Below are 21,136 nucleotides of genomic sequence, written 5' to 3'. Positions count from 1 at the left end.
AACGGGCGCGGCCTTATGGCGCGCGCCCGCTTGAAACGGTGTCGGCTCGAGAATCAGCCTTCGGCGTCTTCCTCGGCCTCTTCCTTTTTCTTCTCGCGGGCGATTTCCTCGCCCGTCGTCTGGTCGACGACCTTCATCGACAGGCGAACCTTGCCGCGCTCGTCGAAGCCCATCAGCTTGACGAACACCTTGTCGCCTTCCTTGACGACGTCCGTGGTCTTCTGCACGCGCTCGGAGGCGAGCTGCGAGATGTGGACCAGACCGTCCTTCGGGCCGAAGAAGTTGACGAACGCGCCGAAGTCGGCGGTCTTGACGACCGTGCCTTCGTAGACCTCGCCCACTTCCGGCTCAGCCGTGATGGAGTGGATCCACTTCCTCGCCGCCTCGATCTCCTTGGCGTTGGACGAGGCGATCTTGATCGTGCCGTCGTCCTCGATGTTGATCTTGGCGCCGGTCTTCTCGACGATCTCGCGGATCACCTTGCCGCCGGAACCGATCACGTCGCGGATCTTGTCGGTCGGGATGTTCATCACCTCGATGCGCGGTGCGAACTCGCCCAGCTCGCCGCGGCTTTCCGAAAGCGCATTCGACATTTCGCCGAGGATGTGCAGGCGGCCGCCCTTGGCCTGGTCGAGGGCGATCTGCATGATCTCCTCGGTGATGCCGTGGATCTTGATGTCCATCTGCAGAGAGGTGATGCCGGCGTCCGTGCCGGCAACCTTGAAGTCCATGTCGCCAAGGTGATCCTCATCACCCAGGATATCGGACAAAACGGCGAAGCGTTCTTCTTCCTTGATCAGGCCCATGGCAATGCCGGCAACCGGCTTGGCCAGCGGCACGCCGGCATCCATCAGCGCCAGCGAGGTGCCGCAGACGGTGGCCATCGACGAGGAACCGTTCGATTCGGTGATCTCGGAGACGACGCGCAGCGTGTAGGGGAACTGGTCCGGGGTCGGCAGCATCGGGCGGATGGCGCGCCAGGCGAGCTTGCCATGGCCGATTTCGCGGCGGCCGGGCGAACCCATGCGGCCGGTTTCGCCGACCGAATAGGGCGGGAAGTTGTAGTGCAGGAGGAAGCGTTCCTTGTACGTGCCGGTCAGGGCGTCGATGAACTGCTCATCCTCGCCGGTGCCCAGCGTGGCGACGACCAGCGCCTGGGTCTCGCCGCGGGTGAAGACGGCCGAGCCATGCGTGCGCGGCAGAACGCCGACTTCCGAAACGATCGGACGCACGGTCGACAGGTCACGGCCGTCGATGCGCAGGCTGGTGTCGAGAATGTTCCAGCGGACGATCTTGGCCTGCAGGCTCTTGAACACCGCATTGACCTGCTCGGACGACCATTTCAGGGCTTCCTCGCCCTCGGGCAGGAACTCGGCCTTGACCTTCGCCTTGGCGGCGTCGACGGCATTGTAGCGCTGCTGCTTGTCGGTGATCTTGTAGGCTTCACGCAGATCGGCCTCGACGACCTTCAGCATCGCGCCTTCCAGCTCGGAATAATCCGGCGAGGAGAAGTCGCGCGGCTCCTTGGCGGCGGCTTCGGCCAGCTTGATGATCGCGTCGATCACCGGCTGGAAGCCCTTGTGGCCGAACATGACCGCGCCGAGCATGATGTCCTCGGCCAGTTCCTGCGCCTCGGACTCGACCATCAGAACCGCGTCGCCCGTGCCGGCGACGACCAGGTCGAGCTTGGATTCCTCCATCTCGTCGAGATGCGGGTTGAGAATATACTCACCGCCGATGTAGCCGACGCGGGCCGCACCGATCGGGCCCATGAAGGGCACGCCCGAAAGCGTCAGGGCAGCGGAGGCGCCGACCATGGCGACGATGTCCGGATCGTTCTCCAGATCGTGCTGCAGGACGGTCAGGACCACCTGCGTGTCGTTCTTGTATCCATCGACGAACAGCGGGCGGATCGGACGGTCGATCAGGCGCGAGGTGAGCGTTTCCTTCTCGCTCGGACGGCCTTCGCGCTTGAAGAAGCCGCCGGGGATCTTGCCGGCGGCGAAGGTCTTTTCCTGGTAGTTGACGGTCAGCGGGAAGAAATCGAAGCCGGGCTTCGGCTCCTTGGCGGAGACGACCGTGGCCAGAACCACCGTCTCGCCATAGGTGGCGAGAACGGCGCCGTCAGCCTGACGGGCGATCTTGCCGGTTTCAAGAGTGAGCGGACGGCCGCCCCATTCGATTTCCACTTTGTGATGCTTGAACATATCTTGTCCTTCGATGCCGAAACGTCGCGCGGCAATGGTTTGGCCGCGCGTTTCCGGACTGGCTTCATGTTTCAGACGAGCCACGGGCAAGACAACGGGAGGCTTGGCAATCGCCGGCCTGTGCCGGCCGCAAGCATCCTGCAATCCTGCCCCATGACCTGTCCATGGGACTCCGGCATTTCAAACCTTCCCTTTGCATGAGACCGCGAGCCTTTGCCCACATAGGTTGTCAAATCATGCATCAGTCCGGAGCCGACGGGCGCGATGGAAAACCACCGTCCCAAATGCGGCCGGCGGACACCCCCTGGTATCCGCCGGCCAAAACGCTTAGCGCCGTATTCCGAGCTTCTCGATCAGCGTCTTGTAGCGGCCTTCGTCTTTCTTCTTCACATAGTCGAGAAGTCGACGGCGCTGCGAGACCATCTTGAGAAGACCACGTCGGGAATGATTATCCTTCTTGTGGTCCTTGAAGTGCTCGGTCAGGTTTTTGATCCGCTCGGTCAGGATAGCGACCTGGACCTCCGGAGAGCCGGTATCGTCCTGGACGGTGGCGAATTCCTTGAGCAATTCCTGCTTGCGCTCTGCAGTAATCGACATCGGTGTTCCTTTCGCGAATGTTGGGAAAAGGGACGCCCTCAGCCGGGATGTCGTCCAGCCGGGGCCGTTTCACATAGCGTTGCAAGCACAATATTGGGCGCTTCAAGCACGATGTTGGGCGGCATATAAGCGAAAATGCGCATAAACGCCAGCCCAAACATTTTTAAGCCGAGCCAGGCCGGCGATCAATCCGGCCGCGCGGCGTCCGATGCTGCCTTTGCGTCATCGGGAAACAGACGGTCGACCGGGATCTTGAACACGCATTCCAGGCCGTCGCGATGGAACACACGGGAGATTTCCGCGTCGAGGGTGCCGCCCAGCATGCGCTCGATGATCTCGGTGCCGAAGCCACGCCTTCCGGTACGGCGGCGCAGGCGCGGCACGTGCTCGCGCCAGATGATCGTCAGAACCTCGTCCTTCACCCGCCAGGACAGAGCCAAGCTGCCGGTTGCCGACGAGAACGCCCCGTATTTCGAGGCGTTGGTGGCCAGTTCATGGATGGCAAGACCGATGGTCTGCGCCGGCTGGTTGGCAAGCCTGATGTTCGGCCCCTCCATCTGCAGGCGATCCGCATCGTCGGGACAGAATGGTTCGATCTGGATGGCCAGCAATTCACGCAGTTCGACGCCGGCCGCGCCGCCGGCGATGAGCAGGTCGGTCGAACGCGCCAGACCGTAGAGGCGCTTTTGAAACGCGTCCTGAAACGAAGCGAAAGTGCGGGCGCTGCGCGCTGTCTGCTTGGCCATGGAGGCCACGACGGTGAGCTGGTTTTTCGACCGATGCGCCACTTCGCGCATCAGGAGGCGGATTTCGTTTTCCGCCTGCTTGCGGTCCAACGCGGCCTCGGCGAGCGCTGACGACACGGTGGCCACTTCGGCAATCGGATAGTCGATGGCGTGAACCGGCTCACCGGCGCCGAGCCGCCGCGCGTCGCGCGCCAGGCGCCGCACGGGCCCGGCGATCTGCCGGCCGAGCAGCCAGGCGGCGGCAGTGCCGATGGCAATGACCAGAAGGCCGCCGACCAGGAGCATGCGCAGCGATCGGCGCATCGGCTCCTCTATGGAGGCGGTCGATGCCCAGACCACGGCCTGCCAGCCGCTGTATTGCGACTTGTCGACGATGCTCATGTAGGTTCCGCCGGCAACGCCTTCACGAGGTTCCGCCTCGCGATACATGCCAGGGCCTCGGAGGTCGAGGAAGAAGGGCTTTCCAACGTCCGACGACATGAAGGATGAGGCGATGACCAGATTGTCCTGATCGACCACCGACGCGTTCCAGCCACCGCGCAGCATCTGCTGGGACAGCGCGTCGCTCAGGGTTTCGGCGTTGCGCGTCATGACCAGGATGCGCGGCGGACCATTCTCCGGAACGAAGGGCATCACCACGTTGAAAACCCATTCGCGCGAGATCTTGCCGAAGAAGGTGCCGGAAATCACCGTGCCGCCCTTCGTCAGCGCCAGCTCGGCCGATTGTGGATCGGATGTGGGGCCGAGCGGCATGCCGAACGGCACACGCGTGTTGATCAATTGCCGGTAGTTCTCGTCAAGCAGGATGAAGTAGGAGCCGGTGCCCGCCAGCGCGAGTTTGGCGCGGTCGTAGAAATCCTCCAGACTGCCGTTGGCAAGCGACGGCGTGGTCGACAAAACGCGCAGGGTCGTCGCCATGCCGCTCAATTCGCGGTCGATCGCCTCGGCGATCGATCCGGCCATGGCTTCAGCCAGCGTGGTGACGACCTCGCGCTGTGCGTCGTTGTTGCGCTGAAGGAGTACGACCGCGACGGCAATGGCTGGAATGATGGTTACGGCGATCAGCAGAAAGAGAAACAAGCCGATCGGCTTCGGGCCCGCGGTCAGCGTTCGCAAACGCTCGAAAAAGCCAGTCCGGGGTGCCTTGCTCCCACTTTCGTCTGTCCGCATCCCGCCCCGACCTCTGCTTGCTCGCGAAGACAATGCACGAAACGCGTAACGGTTGCGCGGTCAATCAGGCAAATTCGCCGCCTGCTCGAGCACTTCCAGGGAAAATGGGAATGCCCTGGTGGCCTGGCCGAAACAGACAGGTGCCATCCGTCAGGTCCGCACGATCAGCCCCCGGACGCGAAAACCCGCTTGGGCTTGAACATGCCCGCCTCGACCGCGCCCAACGCGACCAGCCGGCCACGCGCGCTGGCCCAGGCCTCCGGTGCCTCGGCAGGCGCATCACGACCGCGCACGATGACCGGATTGCCCAGGCGGATGCGTGCGGCGGCATCGTCGTTGACGGCGATCTCGGGCAGGCCCTCCAGCGCCGTGGCGATGTCGAGAAGCACGGCATCGAGCGGGCCGAAATCACCGCCGTCCGCATGGGCCGCAACGGCGGCCTCCTCGAGCGGCGGCAGATCGACCAGTTGCTCGGGCGTGAAGGGATAGACCTCGGTGCGGCGCAGTTCGGCGATGTGACCGAAACACCCCAGATCACGCCCCATGTCGCGGGCCAGGCTGCGCACATAGGTGCCCTTGCCGCACTCGATCTCGAACACGGCCTGGTCCTCGCTGAACGACACCAGGTCGAGGCGGCCGATCTCGATCTCGCGCGCGGCGATCTCGACGGTCTCGCCCTCGCGCGCCAGATCATAGGCGCGCGCGCCATTGATCTTGATGGCGGAAAACTGCGGGGGGGTCTGCATGATGATGCCGGTGTAGCGGGGAAGGAGATTGCGCATCTCCTCTTCGCTCGGGCGCGTGTCGGACGTATCGACCACCGGACCTTCCAGGTCGTCCGTGCTGCGCTCCTCGCCCCAGGCAACGGTGAAGCGATAGACCTTGGCGCCATCCATGACGAAGGGCACGGTCTTGGTGGCGTCGCCGAGCGCGATGGGCAGCATGCCCGAGGCCAACGGATCGAGCGTGCCGGCATGGCCGGCCTTATCCGCCTTGAACAGCCATTTGACCTTGGAGACCGCCTCGGTCGAACCCATGCCCGCCGGCTTGTCGAGGATCAGCCATCCGTGGACAGGACGACCCTTCTTGCTACCGCGCCGGGCCATCAGCGATCGCCCTCGTCCCGGCCGTCGTCCTGCCCGTCTTCGCGCAAGTTGTCTTCGCTCAAGCCGTCTTCGTTCAGGTCGCGCGCCACTTCGGGCGATTTCAGCAGTCGGTCGATCTTGCTGAAATTGTCGAAACTCTCATCGAAGCGGAAATGCAGCTCCGGCATGTACTTCATCTGCCTTAGCGCCGGCGTGATGCGGCCGCGAATGAAACGCGCGTGGCGGTTGAGCGCCTCGACGACCACATCCTTGTCGCCTGCGCCAAGCGGCGAGACATAGGCGGTGGCGATCTTCAGGTCGGGCGACATGCGCACTTCGGATACGGAGATGACGGTGTTTTCCAGGGTGTCGTCCATCACATCGCCGCGCTGCAGCATCTGGGCAATGGCATGACGCACCTGCTCGCCGACGCGAAGCTGACGCTGGGATGGCGCGGAAGACGGCATGGGACACCTTCTTGCGGGAATGCTCTATTCTACCCGTCTGGCGGATATCAGCAAATCAAGGAAATCGAAGAGCGGGATGCCGGACGAAACAGGCGGGGCGACGATGCGCCCCGCCAAAAGTCGATCCGGACGGGATCAGAGGGTCCGCGTGATATGCTCGACGCGGAACGCCTCGATGACATCGCCGGCACGGATGTCCTCGTAATTCTCGAAGGCCATGCCGCATTCCTGACCGGCCGGCACTTCGGAAACCTCGTCCTTGAAGCGCTTCAGCGTCTTCAGCTTGCCCTCGTGAATGACCACGCTGTCGCGGATGAGACGCACGCCGGCGCCGCGCTCCACCTTGCCCTCGGTGACCCGGCAGCCGGCAACCTTGCCGACCTTGGAGACGTTGAAGACCTCGAGGATCTCGGCATTGCCGAGGAAAGTCTCACGGCGCTCGGGCGACAGAAGGCCGGACATGGCCGCTTTGATGTCATCCACCAGGTCGTAGATGATGTTGTAGTAGCGGATCTCGATGCCGGCCTGCTCGGCCGCGTCGCGCGCCTGCTTGTTGGCGCGCACGTTGAAGCCGATGATGGCCGCTTCCGAGGTTTCGGCCAGCGAGACGTCGCTTTCGGTGATGGCGCCAGCGCCGGCATGCACGATGCGCGCCTGCACCTCCTCCGTGCCGAGCTTCTCGAGCGCCGACGAAATGGCCTCGATCGAGCCCTGCACGTCACCCTTGATGATCAGCGGGAACTCCTTCAGGCCACTGTCCTGAAGCTGCGACATCATCTGTTCGAGCGAGCCGCGCTGACCCGCCTGGCGGGCCACCGACTTATCGCGGGCCAGACGCTGGCGATACTCGGCGATCTCGCGGGCACGCGCTTCGCTCTCGACGACCGCGATGCGGTCGCCGGCCTGCGGCGTGCCTTGAAGGCCAAGGATCTCGACCGGCATGGAGGGCGGAGCCTCCTTCATCTGCTCGCCACGGTCATTGACCAGTGCGCGCACGCGGCCCCACTCATTGCCCGCAACGATGATGTCGCCGGTATGCAGCGTGCCGGTCTGCACCAGGACGGTGGCAACGGAGCCGCGGCCACGGTCGAGTTTCGCCTCGATGACGACGCCTTCGGCCGTGCGGTCCGGATTGGCCTTCAGCTCGAGAACCTCGGACTGCAGCACGATGGCTTCGAGAAGCTTGTCCAGGTTCGTGCCCTTGACGGCCGACACCTCGACATCGAGCACCTCGCCGCCCAGGGATTCGACGAACACTTCGTGCTGGAGCAGTTCTGTGCGCACTTTCTGGGCGTTGGCTTCCGGCTTGTCCATCTTGTTGATCGCGACGATGATCGGAACACCTGCCGCCTTGGCATGGTTGATCGATTCGATCGTCTGCGGCATCACGCTGTCATCGGCGGCAACCACCAGGATGGCGATGTCCGTTGCTTCGGCGCCACGGGCGCGCATGGCCGTGAAGGCGGCGTGGCCGGGCGTGTCGATGAAGGTGATCGTCTGGCCGTCCTGCACGACCTGATAGGCGCCGATGTGCTGGGTGATGCCGCCGGCCTCGCCGGACACCACGTTGGCGTGGCGAATGGCATCGAGCAGCGACGTCTTGCCGTGATCGACATGGCCCATGATGGTGACCACGGGCGGACGCGACTTCATGTCCTCGGATTTGTCGGCGATGTTGAACAGCCCTTCCTCGACGTCGGATTCGGCGACGCGCTTGACCGTGTGGCCGAATTCCTCGGCCACCAGCTCGGCGGTGTCGGCGTCGATCACGTCGCCGGGTTTGAGGATCTGCCCCTCTTTCATGAAGTACTTCACCACATCGACGGCCCGCTCGGCCATGCGGCTGGCCAGTTCCTGAATGGTGATGGTCTCCGGCAGGACGACCTCGCGGGAAATCTTCTCGCGCGGCTCCTGATGCTGGGCGCGGCGGAATTTTTCCTGGCGGCGGCGCATCGAGGACAGCGAACGGCCGCGGGCCTCGCCATCGTCGGACAGCGCCTTGTTGAGGGTCAGCTTGCCGCGCCGGCGCTCATCTTCCGTGCGCGGCTTGGCCGGACGCGGAGCGACCTCGGTCTTGGTCGGCGTGACACGCTTGACGGGCAGGCCCTTGCTCTTGGACTTGCCCTCGTCGTCATCCTCGGGCACGACGATGGCCTGATCGGCCACCGGTGCGCGACGGCGCGCTTCCTCTTCGGAGCGGCGGCGGGCTTCCGCCTCGACCTTCAGACGCTCTTCTTCCTCTGCCTGGCGGCGTGCGGAATCTTCACGCTCGCGCTGGCGCTGAGCGTCTTCCTCGGCACGGCGCTTGGCGTCCTCCAAGGCGCGCACGCGCTCCTCGGCCTCGCGCACCTTGGAATCCTGCAGGGCGCGGCGACGCGCCTCCAATTCACCGCTGGAAAGCGAGTTCAGCACGACGCCCGAGCGGTCGCCGGCGTTCGGCGAAGGGCGCGGGCGCTCTCTCGTCTGGGCCTGAGGCGTCTGGACGATCGGGCGCGGCTTGACCGGCGCTGGCGCCGCTGGAGCGGCGGCCGGCTCGTCAGGCCGCGAGAATTTGCGTTTCTTCGTCTCGACAACGACGGACTTGGAGCGTCCATGCGAGAAATTCTGACGCACCGTGCCCTGCTCGACGGAGGGCCGCTTCAGCGTCAGCGTCTTCTTCGTATTGACGCTCAGCGTCTTGTCGTCACCGGTTTTCGTATCCGTCATTCCACATCCTCTGCGGTGCCTAGCGCAACCGCTGCCGGGTTTTCCGCGAAATCGCCTCGAAATCTCTCGAGCGCCACCACGCGTTTCAGCGCCGCCTTGCCCGCGTCCCGCCCGAACACGGCAGCATGTATCACATTTGTTGCCCCCAATGCCAAACTCAATTCTTGCTCTGAAAAGAGTTTGTATGCCGGCACCTCCGGTCCGCCCAAATGGACAACCGAGCGCCGGGCGGAAGCGATCTTGCGCACGCCATCTTCCGAGGCTTCCCGTGCGTGCAGGACCGAAACGGCCTTGCCGCTGCGCACCGAAGCCTCGACCTTGGCCGCACCCAATGCCACGGCACCGGCCTTGCGCGCAAGACCAAGAGCGCCAAGAGCGGCCCTGGCGAGCAAATCATCGACCATTCCGCCCAGATCGGCCGGCGGCTTGACCGCCGTCTTCAGCGCGCGGGCAAAAAGGTTCTTCCTGGCCGCCTGGTCGACATGCGCGCGGTCAGCGGTGACCCAGCAGCCGCGCCCGGGAAGATTTCGCTTCAGATCGGGCACGACCATGCCGTCCGGCCCGGCGACGAACCTCATCAGGTCCTCCGCCGGCCGCGCTGTGCGCGTGACGATGCAAGTGCGGTCGTTCATCTCGTCCACGATATCTCCCGGTCAGGCCCATCTCAGGCTTCCGCAGCTTCCACGCCTTCGGCGGCAGCTTCCTCACCGTCTTCGGTCTCGGCGGCCTCGGCTGCCAAGTCCTCCTCGGTGATCCAGCCGACCTTCACGCGGGCGGCGACGACCATCTGCTCGGCCTCGACACGCGAAATCTCGAGATCGGAGAAAACACCCGCCTCGAACTTGGTCTCGCCGTCCTTGCGCTCTTTCCAGCCGACCAGGTCATCGACCGCGTAGCCGGCGAAGTCCTCGATGGTCTTCACGCCGTCCTCGCCGACCGCCACCATCATGGCGGTGGTCATGCCGGGCAGTTCGCGCAGCTCATCCTCGACGCCCAGCTCCTTGCGCCTGGCGTCGCGCTCGGCCTCGATGCGGTCCAGGTATTCGCGGGCGCGCATCTGTATCTCTTCGGCCGTATCGTCGTCGAAGCCATCGATGGAGGCGATCTCGCCGGATTCGACGAAGGCCACTTCCTCGACGCTCGAAAAACCTTCCGAGGCCAGCACCTGGCCGACCATCTCGTCGACGTTGAGGGCATCCATGAAGAGCCCCGAGCGCTCGGTGAATTCCTTCTGGCGGCGCTGCGATTCCTCTTCCTCGGTCAGGATGTCGATGTCCCAGCCGGTCAGCTGCGAGGCGAGGCGCACATTCTGGCCACGGCGGCCGATGGCCAGCGACAGCTGGTCGTCGGGCACCACCACCTCGATGCGCTCGGCATCCTCGTCGAGCACCACCTTGGCGACTTCCGCCGGCTGCAGCGCGTTGACGATGAAGCTCGCCGCGTTCTCGTTCCACGGAATGATGTCGATCTTCTCGCCCTGTAGCTCGCCAACCACAGCCTGGACGCGGCTGCCGCGCATGCCGACGCAGGCGCCGACCGGATCGATCGAGGAATCATGGCTGATAACAGCGATCTTGGCGCGCGAACCGGGGTCGCGGGCGACCGAGCGGATCTCGATGATGCCGTCGTAGATTTCCGGCACTTCCATGGTGAACAGCTTGGCCATGAACTGCGGATGGGTACGCGACAGGAAAATCTGCGGGCCGCGCTGCTCGCGGCGCACGTCATAGACATAGGCACGCACGCGGTCGCCATATTTGAAGATCTCGCGCGGGATCAGCTCGTCGCGGCGGATGATCGCCTCGCCGCGGCCGAGATCGACAATGACGTTGCCGTATTCGACGCGCTTGACCGTGCCGTTGACGATTTCGCCGATGCGGTCCTTGTATTCGTCGTACTGGCGATCGCGCTCGGCTTCGCGCACCTTCTGCACGATGACCTGCTTGGCCGACTGGGCGGCGATGCGGCCGAACTCCATCGGCGGCAGCTGTTCGGCGATAAAGTCGCCGGCCTGGGCGTCGGGGTTGCGGGTGCGGGCGTCCTTCAGCGAAATCTCGCGGGCCGGCTCCTCGACCTCCTCGACGACTTCCATCAGGCGCTGCAGCTTCATCTCGCCGGTCTGCGCGTTGATGTCGGCGCGAATGTTGGTCTCCTGACCGTAGCGCGACCGAGCAGCCTTCTGGATCGCATCAGCCATGGCGGCGATGACGATCTGCTTGTCGATGGACTTTTCACGGGCCACCGCGTCGGCGATCTGCAGAAGCTCCAGCCTGTTCGCACTGACTGCCATTTCACTCTCCTTCGGCGTGGGTTCCGGGGTCTTCGTCCCGGGCCAGCTCAGTTCCGTTGTCCTTGGCGGACCGCTGGGCGGCCCTTTCACTTGCGGAAGGGCGGCGGTCGCGCTTGCGCTGACGGCGCTCTTCCTTGTCCTGCCTCAAGGCATCGCGGACCAGCTCGTCCGTCAGGACCAGCCGCGCCTCGGCGATCGCCTGGAAGGGAATGCCATAGAGAAAGGCTTCGTCTTCCTCGCCCTCGGCCGTTTCCGGCTCGATGGTCACCGTCTCCTCGTCGCTCTCGACGACGAAACCGCGAAAGCGCTTGCGCCCCTCGAGCAGTTCCGAGGTCTCGATCTTGACGAGATGGCCGACGGCGGCGGTAAAATCAGATTTGCGCACCAACGGCCGGTCGATGCCGGGCGACGAGATTTCGAGCTGGTATGCGGTGTCGACGGGGTCTTCCACATCGAGCACCGGAGACAGGGCCCGGCTGACCTCCTCGCAATCCTCGACGGTCATCGATCCGTCGGGGCGCTCGGCCATGATCTGCAGCGTGGCGCCCTCCTGCGCGGTCATCCGCACGCGCACCAGGCGATAGCCGACGGCGCCCAGAACCGGGGTGATGATGGCGGCCACCCGCGCCTCGATGCCGCTTTCGCGGATGAGCCGGTCGTCACCGATCATGTCCCCTGAAACTGCCGTCATCAAACCTCCGGGCAAACGCCCTTAACAAAAAAGAGCGGGACCGGCGGGACCCACTCTCCGTCATAGTGACCAAGAATTTGACTGGGGATATAGCCGAGACAGCCCCTCTTTTCAAGGCCCGATGGGCCATGCCGTCGCCATCGATTGATGTTGCATCGCACAATTGCATGGCAGCCCTGCCGATTCATCACTTCTTTCAAGGCATTGCAGCCTCTATCTATGTTGCGACGCACAAGAAAAGGAAGACAATCATGATCGGCCGCAGATTCATGAACGGCATCGGGGAGTTCTTCGGGGTCGTCGAGAGCGCCGTGGCGGTTTCGGCGGCGGTGCGCGACCGCCGGCGCGCCAAGGAAGCAGACCTGAAGCGCCTCGGCATCGATCCGGAGCAGTTTTACGCAATGCGCCGTTACTGATGCGCAGCTACTGGCGCGCCATCTCTTCCATCGTTATGCGGCGGAAGGTCAGATAGGCCGGCGTCCGCCCCTCGCGAACGGCCTTGGCTTCATAGCGCGTGCCGGGCCAGCCACCATAAGGCGTGCGCCAGTCCTCGGCGCTGCCTGCCCGCCATTCGAAAGCCGGGTGCGCGCGGCAATGCTGCAACGTCCAATCCACATATGTGTCGATGTCCGAGGCAAAGCGGAACAGCCCGCCCGGCCGCAGGACGCGGGCGAAACGGTCGAGATTGACCGGACTGACGAACCGCCGCTTCCAATGCCGCTTCTTCGGCCACGGGTCGGGATACAGAAGGTCGATGCCTGAAAGCCCGCCCTCCGGCAGCCAGTCGAGCAGGACGGTCGCATCGTCATTGTAGACCCGCAGATTGCCGGGAAGGCCGCCGGCATCAACGATCGCCGAGGCCATCTTGGCCATGCCGTTGACGAAGGGCTCGACGCCGATGAAGCCGGTCTGCGGATGGCGTGCGACTTCACTGAAGAGATGCTCACCGCCGCCAAAGCCGATCTCCAGCCGCACGGTTTCGACCGGATCGGCGAACAATGATCCCAGGTCGGCGGGCGGATCGCGCTGAAGATCGATCAGCGCCGTGGCGAGAAACACCTCCAGCGCCGCGCCCTGTTTCGGGCGCAGGGTCTTGCCATGCCGGCGGCCGTAAAAGGCTTCCGTGGCCCGCTTGCGCCGCTCTTCGGCCATTCGAAAATTCCCAGCAAACTCGCCCGCGGCGCCGCGCAACCCGATGGATCCCCGGCGCCGCAGACCTGTTTATGCAGCCTGTGCGACAGTCTGTTTCAGCGCCTTGACCAGATCGGTGCGCTCCCAGGAGAAGGCGCCGTCGCGGCTCGCCTTGCGACCGAAATGGCCGTAGGCCGCCGTGCGCGCGTAGATCGGCCGGTTGAGATCGAGGTGGCGGCGGATGCCGCTCGGCGACAAGTCCATCACCTGGCGAACGGCTGCCTCCACCTCTTCCTCCGAAACCCGGCCGGTGCCGTGCAGGTCGACATAGACCGACAGCGGCTGGGAGACGCCGATGGCATAGGAAAGCTGGATCGTGCAGCGCTCGGCCAGGTTTGCCGCCACCACATTCTTGGCAAGGTAACGGGCCGCGTAGGCAGCCGAGCGGTCGACCTTGGTCGTATCCTTGCCCGAAAAGGCGCCGCCCCCATGGGGGGCCGCGCCGCCATAGGTATCGACAATGATCTTGCGGCCGGTCAAGCCGGCGTCGCCGTCCGGGCCGCCGATGACGAACTTGCCGGTCGGGTTGATGTACCAGTTGCAATTGGCCGCAACGGAAATGCCGCCCGAGGCAAGCGCTTCCTGGATGTAGGGTTCGACCACCTGGCGCACCTTCGCGCTGTCCCAGGCCTCGTCGAGATGCTGCGTGGAGAGGACGATCTCCGTCACTTCCGTCGGCTTGCCGTCGACGTAGCGGACGGTCACCTGCGCCTTGGCGTCGGGTCCGAGCTTGCCGGCATCGCCCTTGCCTTCCTTGCGCGCGTCGGCGAGCAATTGCAGGATCTTGTGCGAATAGTAGATCGGCGCCGGCATCAGGTCCGGCGTCTCGCGGCAGGCGTAGCCGAACATGATGCCCTGGTCGCCCGCGCCTTCCTCGCCCTGCCGGTCGGCAGCGCTGTCGACGCCTTGGCCGATGTCCGGCGACTGGCCGTGCAGCAGCACTTCGATCTTGGCCGTCTTCCAATGGAAGCCGTCCTGCTCGTAGCCGATGGCGCGGATGGCGCGGCGCGCGGCGGAGCGGAAACGCGCCGGGTTGATCAGCGGATTGCCCTTGGCGTCCATCACCACCTTGCCATCCTTGCCGTGCTTCAGCAGCGTTTCCGGCACGCGCACTTCGCCGGCGATGACCACGCGGTTGGTCGTGGCAAGCGTTTCACAGGCCACGCGCACTTTCCACGGGTCCATGCCGGATTTCTTCGCTTCCCGGTAAACCAGGTCGACGATCTCGTCGGAAATGCGGTCGCACACCTTGTCGGGATGGCCTTCGGAAACGGATTCGCTTGTAAAGAGATAGGTCTTGCGTGCCACGGGTGTCCCCTCTGAGAAGAAGCCGATCGGAACGTCGGCAACAGGCGCCCTCCTGTTAGCCAAGCTCGCCCGTTCAGGTCAAGCTAGGATCGCCGGCGCGCATCTCAAAAAAGAAGCAGAAGGGGAAGGGGCGCGTGCGCCCGTCCCCCTGTGCCGCGGCCTTTGCCGCAATCAGTCCTTCTAAAGCCGGTTGGATGGAGGCATGGCCTCAATCCTGGCTTTCGGCGGCCAACACCTTCACCAGATCGATGATTTTGCGTCGAACCTTCGGATCGGAGATCTTGACGAAGGCGCGGTTGAGCTGAACCCCTTCGCTGCTGCTCAGGAAATCGACGACGAACGATGCGCCATCCTCAGCCATTCCGCCCGCGGCACCCGTGTCCTCCCCCGGTGCCCCTTCGAAGAAGAACGACACCGGCGCACTCAAAACCGACGCTATCGCCTGAAGGCGGCTGGCGCCAACGCGGTTCGTGCCCTTCTCGTACTTCTGGATCTGTTGGAAAGTTATCCCGAGGCTTTCACCAAGTTTTTCCTGGCTCATTCCGAGCATGTTTCTTCGAAGTCTTATCCGACCGCCAACATGGATATCGATCGGATTCGGTTTTTTCTTATTCTTGTTCATATATTCCCTCGCCATCCGGCACGGGGTTGCCATTGACCGACCCGCCCGAAACCTTGTCTCAGCCCCAAGCTTGACAAATGCGGTATCGGAGTAGTCGGCTTACACACTATGCGTACCCGAATGGCGCTGTGTCAATTCGGTCTAAAGCGTTGGACGATACTCCTCAGGACAAGCAGAACCCCGAAACACAACGCAACAATGGCGCCATTGGTTCCGGGTTGACCGAAAGAAAAATATTCTCCTCTGCGCAGCGGCACCTGGACGTCTAGTGTTCCCACGGCATTGAGGTCGAAAGCATCGACAATGCGACCATCGGAATCAACCACGGCGGAAATGCCGTTGTTGGCCGCCCGGATCAGCGGAAGCCCTGTCTCGATCGCCCGCAAGCGCGCCTGACGAAAGTGTTGATAAGGCCCCGGCGAGACCCCGAACCAAGAATCATTGGTCACATTGAGCAGCAGGTCGGCTTTGCCGCCGGCACCGTTAACCAGGTCTGGAAAAATAATCTCGTAGCAGATGAACGGGAGCGCCCGCACCCCTTCTCCAATCGTGATCGCGTGGCGTGGCGCGCCTTGGGAAAACGGTCCCGCGGATTGCACGATCTCGCCAATCCCAAGCTTTTTCAACAGGCTGCCGAAGGGCACATACTCGCCGAACGGCACCAGATGGGTCTTATCCACCGCATCGGTTATCGTGCCGTCGGAAGCGATCGCCACGACCGAATTGTAGTACCGGGCGTCGCCCGGGCTGTCGCCGCCCTCGCTGCGCACGGCGCCAGTCAAAAGCACCTGACCGTCATCGACCAGGCTACCAAGCTGGGCCAATGCCTCCGGACGGTCGGTGAACAGAAAGGGCACTGCCGTCTCCGGCCACAAAATGACCTCGGGGCGCAGATCCCCGTTCACGCCGGGGCCGGACGACAAATCGAGAAGGATCTTGAAAATGCGATCCTGCTCGGCCGTATCCCATTTCTCGCTCTGCGTGATGGATGGCTGGACGATGCGAACAGCCAGGGTTTTGCCGACTTCCAGCGTATGGGCCAGGCGCACATATCCATAGGCCAGCTGCAGCGCGATACACAATGTCGCAACGCCCGCGCCAAACGCCAGGTGGCGCCGGGTACCGAGCAGGGCGGGAACGGAAAACACGAAGACCGCGAGAATGTTCATGCCGTCCAGGCCAAAAAATTTAGCCGACTGCATCGCAAGCAATGTCGGCATCGCCGCATAGCCGATCGCATTCCAGGGAAATCCCGTGAAAACGAACGCGCGCAGCCATTCGGCCAAGCCAAAGGCAAGCGCAAGTGCAACAAGACGGAAGATGCCGCCGGACCAGGCCAGGCGCGCCAGGAAAGCTGCGAGGCCATAGAAGAGCGCCAGAAAAGCGGGCAATCCCACCACCGCGAAAGGCCACGCCCAAGCAAAATTATCCGCATCGACCAGCAGCGCATTGCCGATCCACCACAAGCCGAGCAGAAAATAGCCGAAACCGAACCACCAGCCCGTCGTGAATGCCGGAAGAAGGCGCGTCAACGGGCCGCGCCCGCTGCCCACCGCCCCATCGAGCAGCCAGACGAGAATGGGGAAAGCGATGAAGCAGGCGGCAAAGAAGTCGAAGGGAGGGTGAGCGAGCGCGGCGCCGGCGCCGGCGACAAAAGCGAGCAGAGCGCGGCGCCACCCGCTCAGCAAAATCACCCGTCCGGCAAGGCTCTCCATGAATATATCCGCGCAGCACGAATCAGGCGTCAAGGAGTATCAGCACATCGCAGCGCGGCAAAACCCTATCGAGCGGTTTCGCCAAAGCTTCACAAGACAGAGTGGCGACGGACGGCTGAGCCGCCGTCTGCACCAGTCTATCTCATTATTTTTCCGCATTTGTGCAGACGTCAGGTGATTCCACCCGACTGCAAAATGCTATAGTGCGCCGCGCATCCATCTGGACGCGCAAAGGACGCTCTATCTTTTTTGTTCTCCGCATTTGTGCGGACGTCAGGTGACGCCACCTGACTGCAAAATGCTATTGTGCGTCGGTGGGCTTGACCACGCGGCGACGCCTCTCGGAGGCGCGGTTGTGGACGATGCGCACCCGCTTGACGCGGCGCGGATCGGCGTCGAGAACCTGGAACTCGAAACCGGGGATCGCCTGCACCACCTCGCCGCGGGCCGGAACCCGACCGAGCGCGTTGAAGATCATGCCGCCGATCGTATCGACGTCCTCGGTGTGCTCCTCGGCATGGAAGGCTTCGCCGATGGCCTTGGCAACGTCCACGATCTCGGCCTTCGCATCGACGACGAAAACGCCGTCGCCGACCTCCTCGATCATCGGCGCCTCGTCGTCGTCATGTTCGTCCTCGATGTCGCCGACCACCATTTCGACGATGTCTTCCAGGGAGACCAGACCGTCCGTGCCGCCATACTCGTCGATGACCAGCGCCATCTGCGTGCGGGTGGCCTGCATCCGCGCCATCAGGTCGGAGGCAAGCATGGAGGGAGGAACAAACAGCAGCGTGCGCATCAGGCTCAATTCGCCGATCGTGCTGGCCAGATCGACTTTGCTGAGGTCGAAGCTCGAAGCGTCAAGCGCCTTGGCCCTGCCGCGGCCGCGCTTCGGGCGCGAGGCGCGGATCAAATGCCCGACCACGTCGCGGATATGCACCATGCCGCGCGGATCGTCGAGCGTTTCGCCATAGACGGGCATGCGCGAATGGCCGGACCGCTCGAAGGCATTCAGGAGATCGGCAAGCGTCGTTGAAAGCTCGACCGCCTCGATGTCGGCCCGCGGCACCATCACGTCCTCGACGCGTAACTCGCGCAGGCGAAGGATGTTGTTGAGCATCGCCCGCTCGCCGGGCGAAAAGGCGGTGTTGTCATGGGTGTGCTGGGACAGCGCATCGGCGAGGTCGTCGCGCAGCGACGAACCGTTGCGCAGGCCAAGCGTGGCCATCATCCTCTCCCAGAGGGAAAGGCGGCCATTGCCGGCGCCATATGTGGATCTACTCGATCCCTCGTCTCCCTCCTCGGGAGAGTTCGTCTCGCCGCCCGGCGTCTCGCCCGCGGCGATCATCGTGTTCTCTGTCATGGCCCTGTGGTCGATTGCACCCTTCAGTTATGCATATGGATCGGCGATGGCAAGACTTTCGAGAATATTCCTCTCCAGCGCTTCCATCTCCTCAGCCTCTTCATCCGTCTCGTGATCATAGCCCAGGAGGTGCAGAAAACCGTGAACGATGAGGTGAGTCAGATGATCTTCGAAAGACCTGGCCTCTTCGCCAGCTTCCCGCGCGACCGTCTCATAGGCGATGACGATGTCGCCGAGCGAGGAAGAAACAGGTCCGGCAATGGCGGGCTGCGCCGCCGGGAAGGACAGCACATTGGTCGGCTTGTCCTTGCCGCGCCATTGCCGGTTGATCTCCCTGATCTCGTCGTCGTCGGTGAACAGCAGGCTGACCGACACCCTTTCATCACGTTGCGCATCGCTGCGGAGAATGGCCGCGCCGATGGCCCGGCGCGCCAGCGCGAGCAGGGCATCCTCGGCCGGCCAGGCGCCCGCCTCGATCGCATAGTCAAGGATGATCTCGGCCCCGCCCCCGGCGGGAATGGTGGCGTTCATCAGTCTCGTCCGGGTCAGCCCCGCGCCTGGCGATCATAGGCCCTGACGATCGCCGCGACCAACGGATGGCGCACGACATCCTTGTCGTCGAAGCGGACGGTGACGATGCCGGGCACCTCGGTCAAAACTTCCAACGCCTCGACGAGCCCCGATTTCGTGTTCGGCGGCAGGTCGATCTGGCTCGGATCGCCGGTGACGATCATGCGCGCGTTCTCGCCCAGACGGGTCAGGAACATCTTCATCTGCATCGGCGTGGTGTTCTGCGCCTCGTCGAGGATGACGACGGAATTGGCCAGCGTGCGGCCGCGCATGAAGGCCAGCGGGGCGATCTCGATGACGTCGGCGGCCAGCGCCCGCTCCACCTTGTCGGCGGGCATCATGTCATACAGCGCGTCGTACAGGGGCCGCAGATAGGGATCGACCTTCTCGCGCATGTCGCCGGGCAGGAAGCCGAGCCGCTCGCCGGCTTCCACCGCCGGGCGCGACAGGATGATGCGGTCGACGGCGCCGCGCTCGAGCAGCATCGCCGCATAGGCAACCGCCAGGAAGGTCTTGCCGGTGCCGGCGGGACCGATGCCGAAGACAAGCTCGGAGCGCTCCAGGGCGCGCATATAGGCATCCTGATTGACCGAGCGGGCGTGAACGGTGCGCTTGCGCGTGGAAATCTGCGCCGCCGCCAGCTTTCCCTTGCCCTCCAGCGTCGGCAGGACCAGCTGGTCGTCGGCGGCGATGGCCAGGCGCACCGCGCCATCGACGTCGGAGGCGGCGATCTCGGCGCCGCCCTGTGCCATCTCATAGAGGTAATCCAGCGCGCGACGGGCCTGCGTGGCGGCCACGCTGTCACCCTTCACCGAAAGCTGGTTGCCCTTCGAGCGGATGTCGACGCCGAGCGTCTGCTCGATGCGCGCCAGGTTCTCGTCGAAAGGCCCGTAAAGGGCGCTGGCCAGCTTGTTGTTATCGAAGGTGAGCACGATGTGCGCCATGTCCGACGCCCCGGAGGGCAGGTTCTTCAACTCAGTGCTGGCGGTCAAACGCCTCTCCTTTAAAACACCGCTTCAGAAAACAGGCTGTTCGAGCCCGCTTCGGTGATTCGAACCCTGACAATGTCGCCGATTTCGCCGGCCTTTTCATCAACAATCACCGGCTGCAGCCAAGGCGAGCGGCCGACGCGCTGTCCGGGCTCGCGACCGGGCTTTTCGAGCAGCACGTCCATCGTCTTGCCGATGAGGCTGGCGGCGAACCCGCGTTGCTGTTCGAGCAACAGGGCCTGCAGGGCCTGCAGGCGCTCGTTCTTGACGTTTTCAGGCACCTGATCGCCCAGTTCGGCGCCCGGCGTGCCCGGCCGCGGCGAGTATTTGAACGAGAAGGCCTGCGCATAGGTCACGTCGCGGATGAGCCGCATCGTGTCGTCGAAATCCGCGTCCGTCTCGCCGGGAAAACCGACGATGAAATCGCCCGACATGGCGATATCGGGCCGGGCCGTGCGAATACGGTCGATCAGGCGGCGATAATCGTCGCCGGTGTGGCGGCGGTTCATCGCCTTCAAGATGCGGTCCGAGCCCGATTGCACCGGCAGGTGCAGGTAGGGCATCAGCGCCGGCAGGTCACGATGGGCGGCGATCAGCGCGTCATCCATGTCGCGCGGATGGCTCGTCGTATAGCGCAACCGGGCGAGCCCGGGGATTTCGGCCAGCCGGAACAGGAGCTCGCCCAGGCCCCATTCGCGCGATGCGCCTCCATTGACGGCGCCCTCGCCATGCCAGGCATTGACGTTCTGGCCGAGCAGGGTCAGTTCGCGAACCCCGGCATCGGCCAGTTGCTCGGCTTCGGCGAGGATCTGCGCCACGGGCCGCGATACCTCGGACCCGCGCGTATAGGGCACCACGCAAAAGGTGCAGAACTTGTCGCAACCCTCCTGGACGGTCAGGAAGGCCGTCACCCCACGGCTGCGCACGACCTTCTTCTGCGGCGCGGGCAGGTGCTCGAACTTGTCCTCGATGGCGTAGTCGGTCTCGACGATCTTCTCGCCACCAAGCGCGCGCTTCACCACCGCCGGCAGGCGGTGGTAGGTCTGCGGCCCGATCACCAGATCGACGGCCGGGGCGCGGCGCAATATCTCGCGCCCCTCGGCCTGGGCGACGCAGCCTGCCACGCCAACCACGGTCTCGCGCCCCAAAAGGCTGCGCTCGTGCTTCAGTTGCCGAATGCGGCCAAGTTCGGAATAAACCTTTTCGGCCGCTTTCTCGCGGATATGGCAGGTGTTGAGCAGGACCAGATCGGCCTCCTCGATCCTGTCGGTCGGCGCATAGCCGTCCGCCGCCAACGCATCGGACATGCGCTGCGAATCGTAGACATTCATCTGGCAGCCATAGGTTTTGACAAAAACCTTCTTGCCATCACGACGCGTTTCATCCGCATCGCGCAGGGCCATTTCGCCGCCAGTTTCC

General features: G+C 63.9%; 18 protein-coding genes. 1 reads left to right on the top strand and 17 read right to left on the bottom strand.

Annotated features, from left to right (window positions below):
* Positions 1-53 precede the first annotated feature (53 nt).
* From pnp to rimP, 9 genes are all read right to left on the bottom strand, one after another.
* A complete protein-coding gene (pnp, locus tag AB843_RS03090; protein ID WP_048645516.1) occupies positions 54-2,207 on the bottom strand; it encodes a polyribonucleotide nucleotidyltransferase in 2,154 nt (717 codons plus the stop codon).
* A 327-nt stretch (positions 2,208-2,534) separates the two neighbouring features.
* Positions 2,535-2,846: a 30S ribosomal protein S15 gene (gene rpsO / locus AB843_RS03085; RefSeq protein ID WP_280136275.1), complete on the bottom strand. Its 312-nt coding sequence runs from the start codon at positions 2,844-2,846 to the stop codon at positions 2,535-2,537.
* Between the two features lie 143 nt (positions 2,847-2,989).
* Positions 2,990-4,630, bottom strand: coding sequence for a sensor histidine kinase (locus tag AB843_RS03080; protein WP_244467884.1), 1,641 nt, complete (start codon positions 4,628-4,630; stop codon positions 2,990-2,992).
* A 254-nt stretch (positions 4,631-4,884) separates the two neighbouring features.
* On the bottom strand, positions 4,885-5,826 hold the full coding sequence (gene truB / locus AB843_RS03075; RefSeq protein ID WP_048645323.1) for a tRNA pseudouridine(55) synthase TruB: 942 nt from the start codon (positions 5,824-5,826) through the stop codon (positions 4,885-4,887).
* Entirely contained in the window at positions 5,826-6,272 is a 447-nt protein-coding gene (rbfA, locus tag AB843_RS03070; protein ID WP_048645322.1) for a 30S ribosome-binding factor RbfA, read from the bottom strand. Before rbfA ends, truB begins: the two co-directional genes overlap by 1 nt.
* Before the next feature lie 135 nt (positions 6,273-6,407).
* A complete protein-coding gene (infB, locus tag AB843_RS03065) occupies positions 6,408-8,978 on the bottom strand; it encodes a translation initiation factor IF-2 (RefSeq protein ID WP_048645321.1) in 2,571 nt (856 codons plus the stop codon).
* The gene (locus AB843_RS03060; RefSeq protein WP_048645320.1) at positions 8,975-9,610 is read right to left on the bottom strand and encodes an RNA-binding protein; all 636 of its coding nucleotides are present in this window, start codon (positions 9,608-9,610) and stop codon (positions 8,975-8,977) included. Before AB843_RS03060 ends, infB begins: the two co-directional genes overlap by 4 nt.
* 32 nt (positions 9,611-9,642) lie before the next feature.
* Complete coding sequence (nusA, locus tag AB843_RS03055; protein ID WP_048645319.1) at positions 9,643-11,268, bottom strand: transcription termination factor NusA; 1,626 nt, start codon at positions 11,266-11,268, stop codon at positions 9,643-9,645.
* A 1-nt stretch (position 11,269) separates the two neighbouring features.
* Positions 11,270-11,959 (bottom strand): ribosome maturation factor RimP, encoded by a 690-nt coding sequence (gene rimP / locus AB843_RS03050; RefSeq protein ID WP_048645318.1) that lies wholly within the window; start codon positions 11,957-11,959, stop codon positions 11,270-11,272.
* Positions 11,960-12,126: 167 nt separating this feature from the next.
* Here rimP and AB843_RS03045 point away from each other — a divergent pair, with 167 nt between their 5' ends.
* Positions 12,127-12,375 (top strand): hypothetical protein, encoded by a 249-nt coding sequence (locus AB843_RS03045; RefSeq protein WP_048645317.1) that lies wholly within the window; start codon positions 12,127-12,129, stop codon positions 12,373-12,375.
* 7 nt (positions 12,376-12,382) lie between these two features.
* Here the strand turns inward: AB843_RS03045 and trmB are convergent, their stop codons facing one another.
* The 8 genes from trmB to miaB form a co-directional block, all read right to left on the bottom strand.
* Positions 12,383-13,111, bottom strand: a complete 729-nt coding sequence (gene trmB, locus AB843_RS03040) for a tRNA (guanine(46)-N(7))-methyltransferase TrmB (RefSeq protein WP_048645316.1) — start codon at positions 13,109-13,111, stop codon at positions 12,383-12,385.
* 69 nt (positions 13,112-13,180) lie between these two features.
* Positions 13,181-14,458 carry a methionine adenosyltransferase gene (gene metK, locus AB843_RS03035; protein ID WP_048645315.1) on the bottom strand — a complete coding sequence of 426 codons (1,278 nt, stop codon included), beginning with the start codon at positions 14,456-14,458 and terminating at the stop codon, positions 13,181-13,183.
* 208 nt (positions 14,459-14,666) lie between these two features.
* A complete protein-coding gene (locus AB843_RS03030) occupies positions 14,667-15,080 on the bottom strand; it encodes a helix-turn-helix domain-containing protein (RefSeq protein ID WP_048645515.1) in 414 nt (137 codons plus the stop codon).
* 131 nt (positions 15,081-15,211) lie between these two features.
* Positions 15,212-16,795 (bottom strand): apolipoprotein N-acyltransferase, encoded by a 1,584-nt coding sequence (gene lnt / locus AB843_RS03025; RefSeq protein ID WP_048645314.1) that lies wholly within the window; start codon positions 16,793-16,795, stop codon positions 15,212-15,214.
* 301 nt (positions 16,796-17,096) lie between these two features.
* Positions 17,097-18,158, bottom strand: coding sequence for a hemolysin family protein (locus tag AB843_RS03020; protein WP_342021845.1), 1,062 nt, complete (start codon positions 18,156-18,158; stop codon positions 17,097-17,099).
* 27 nt (positions 18,159-18,185) lie between these two features.
* Positions 18,186-18,689, bottom strand: a complete 504-nt coding sequence (gene ybeY / locus AB843_RS03015; RefSeq protein WP_048645313.1) for an rRNA maturation RNase YbeY — start codon at positions 18,687-18,689, stop codon at positions 18,186-18,188.
* A 14-nt stretch (positions 18,690-18,703) separates the two neighbouring features.
* On the bottom strand, positions 18,704-19,672 hold the full coding sequence (locus AB843_RS03010) for a PhoH family protein (RefSeq protein WP_048645513.1): 969 nt from the start codon (positions 19,670-19,672) through the stop codon (positions 18,704-18,706).
* A 59-nt stretch (positions 19,673-19,731) separates the two neighbouring features.
* Entirely contained in the window at positions 19,732-21,120 is a 1,389-nt protein-coding gene (gene miaB, locus AB843_RS03005) for a tRNA (N6-isopentenyl adenosine(37)-C2)-methylthiotransferase MiaB (protein WP_048645512.1), read from the bottom strand.
* Positions 21,121-21,136: the final 16 nt, after the last annotated feature.

It is taken from the genome of Nitratireductor soli, assembly GCF_001050155.1.
In the GTDB taxonomy this organism is placed as follows: Bacteria; Pseudomonadota; Alphaproteobacteria; order Rhizobiales; family Rhizobiaceae; genus Nitratireductor; species Nitratireductor soli.
This window is presented reverse-complemented; position numbering and strand designations above follow the sequence as displayed.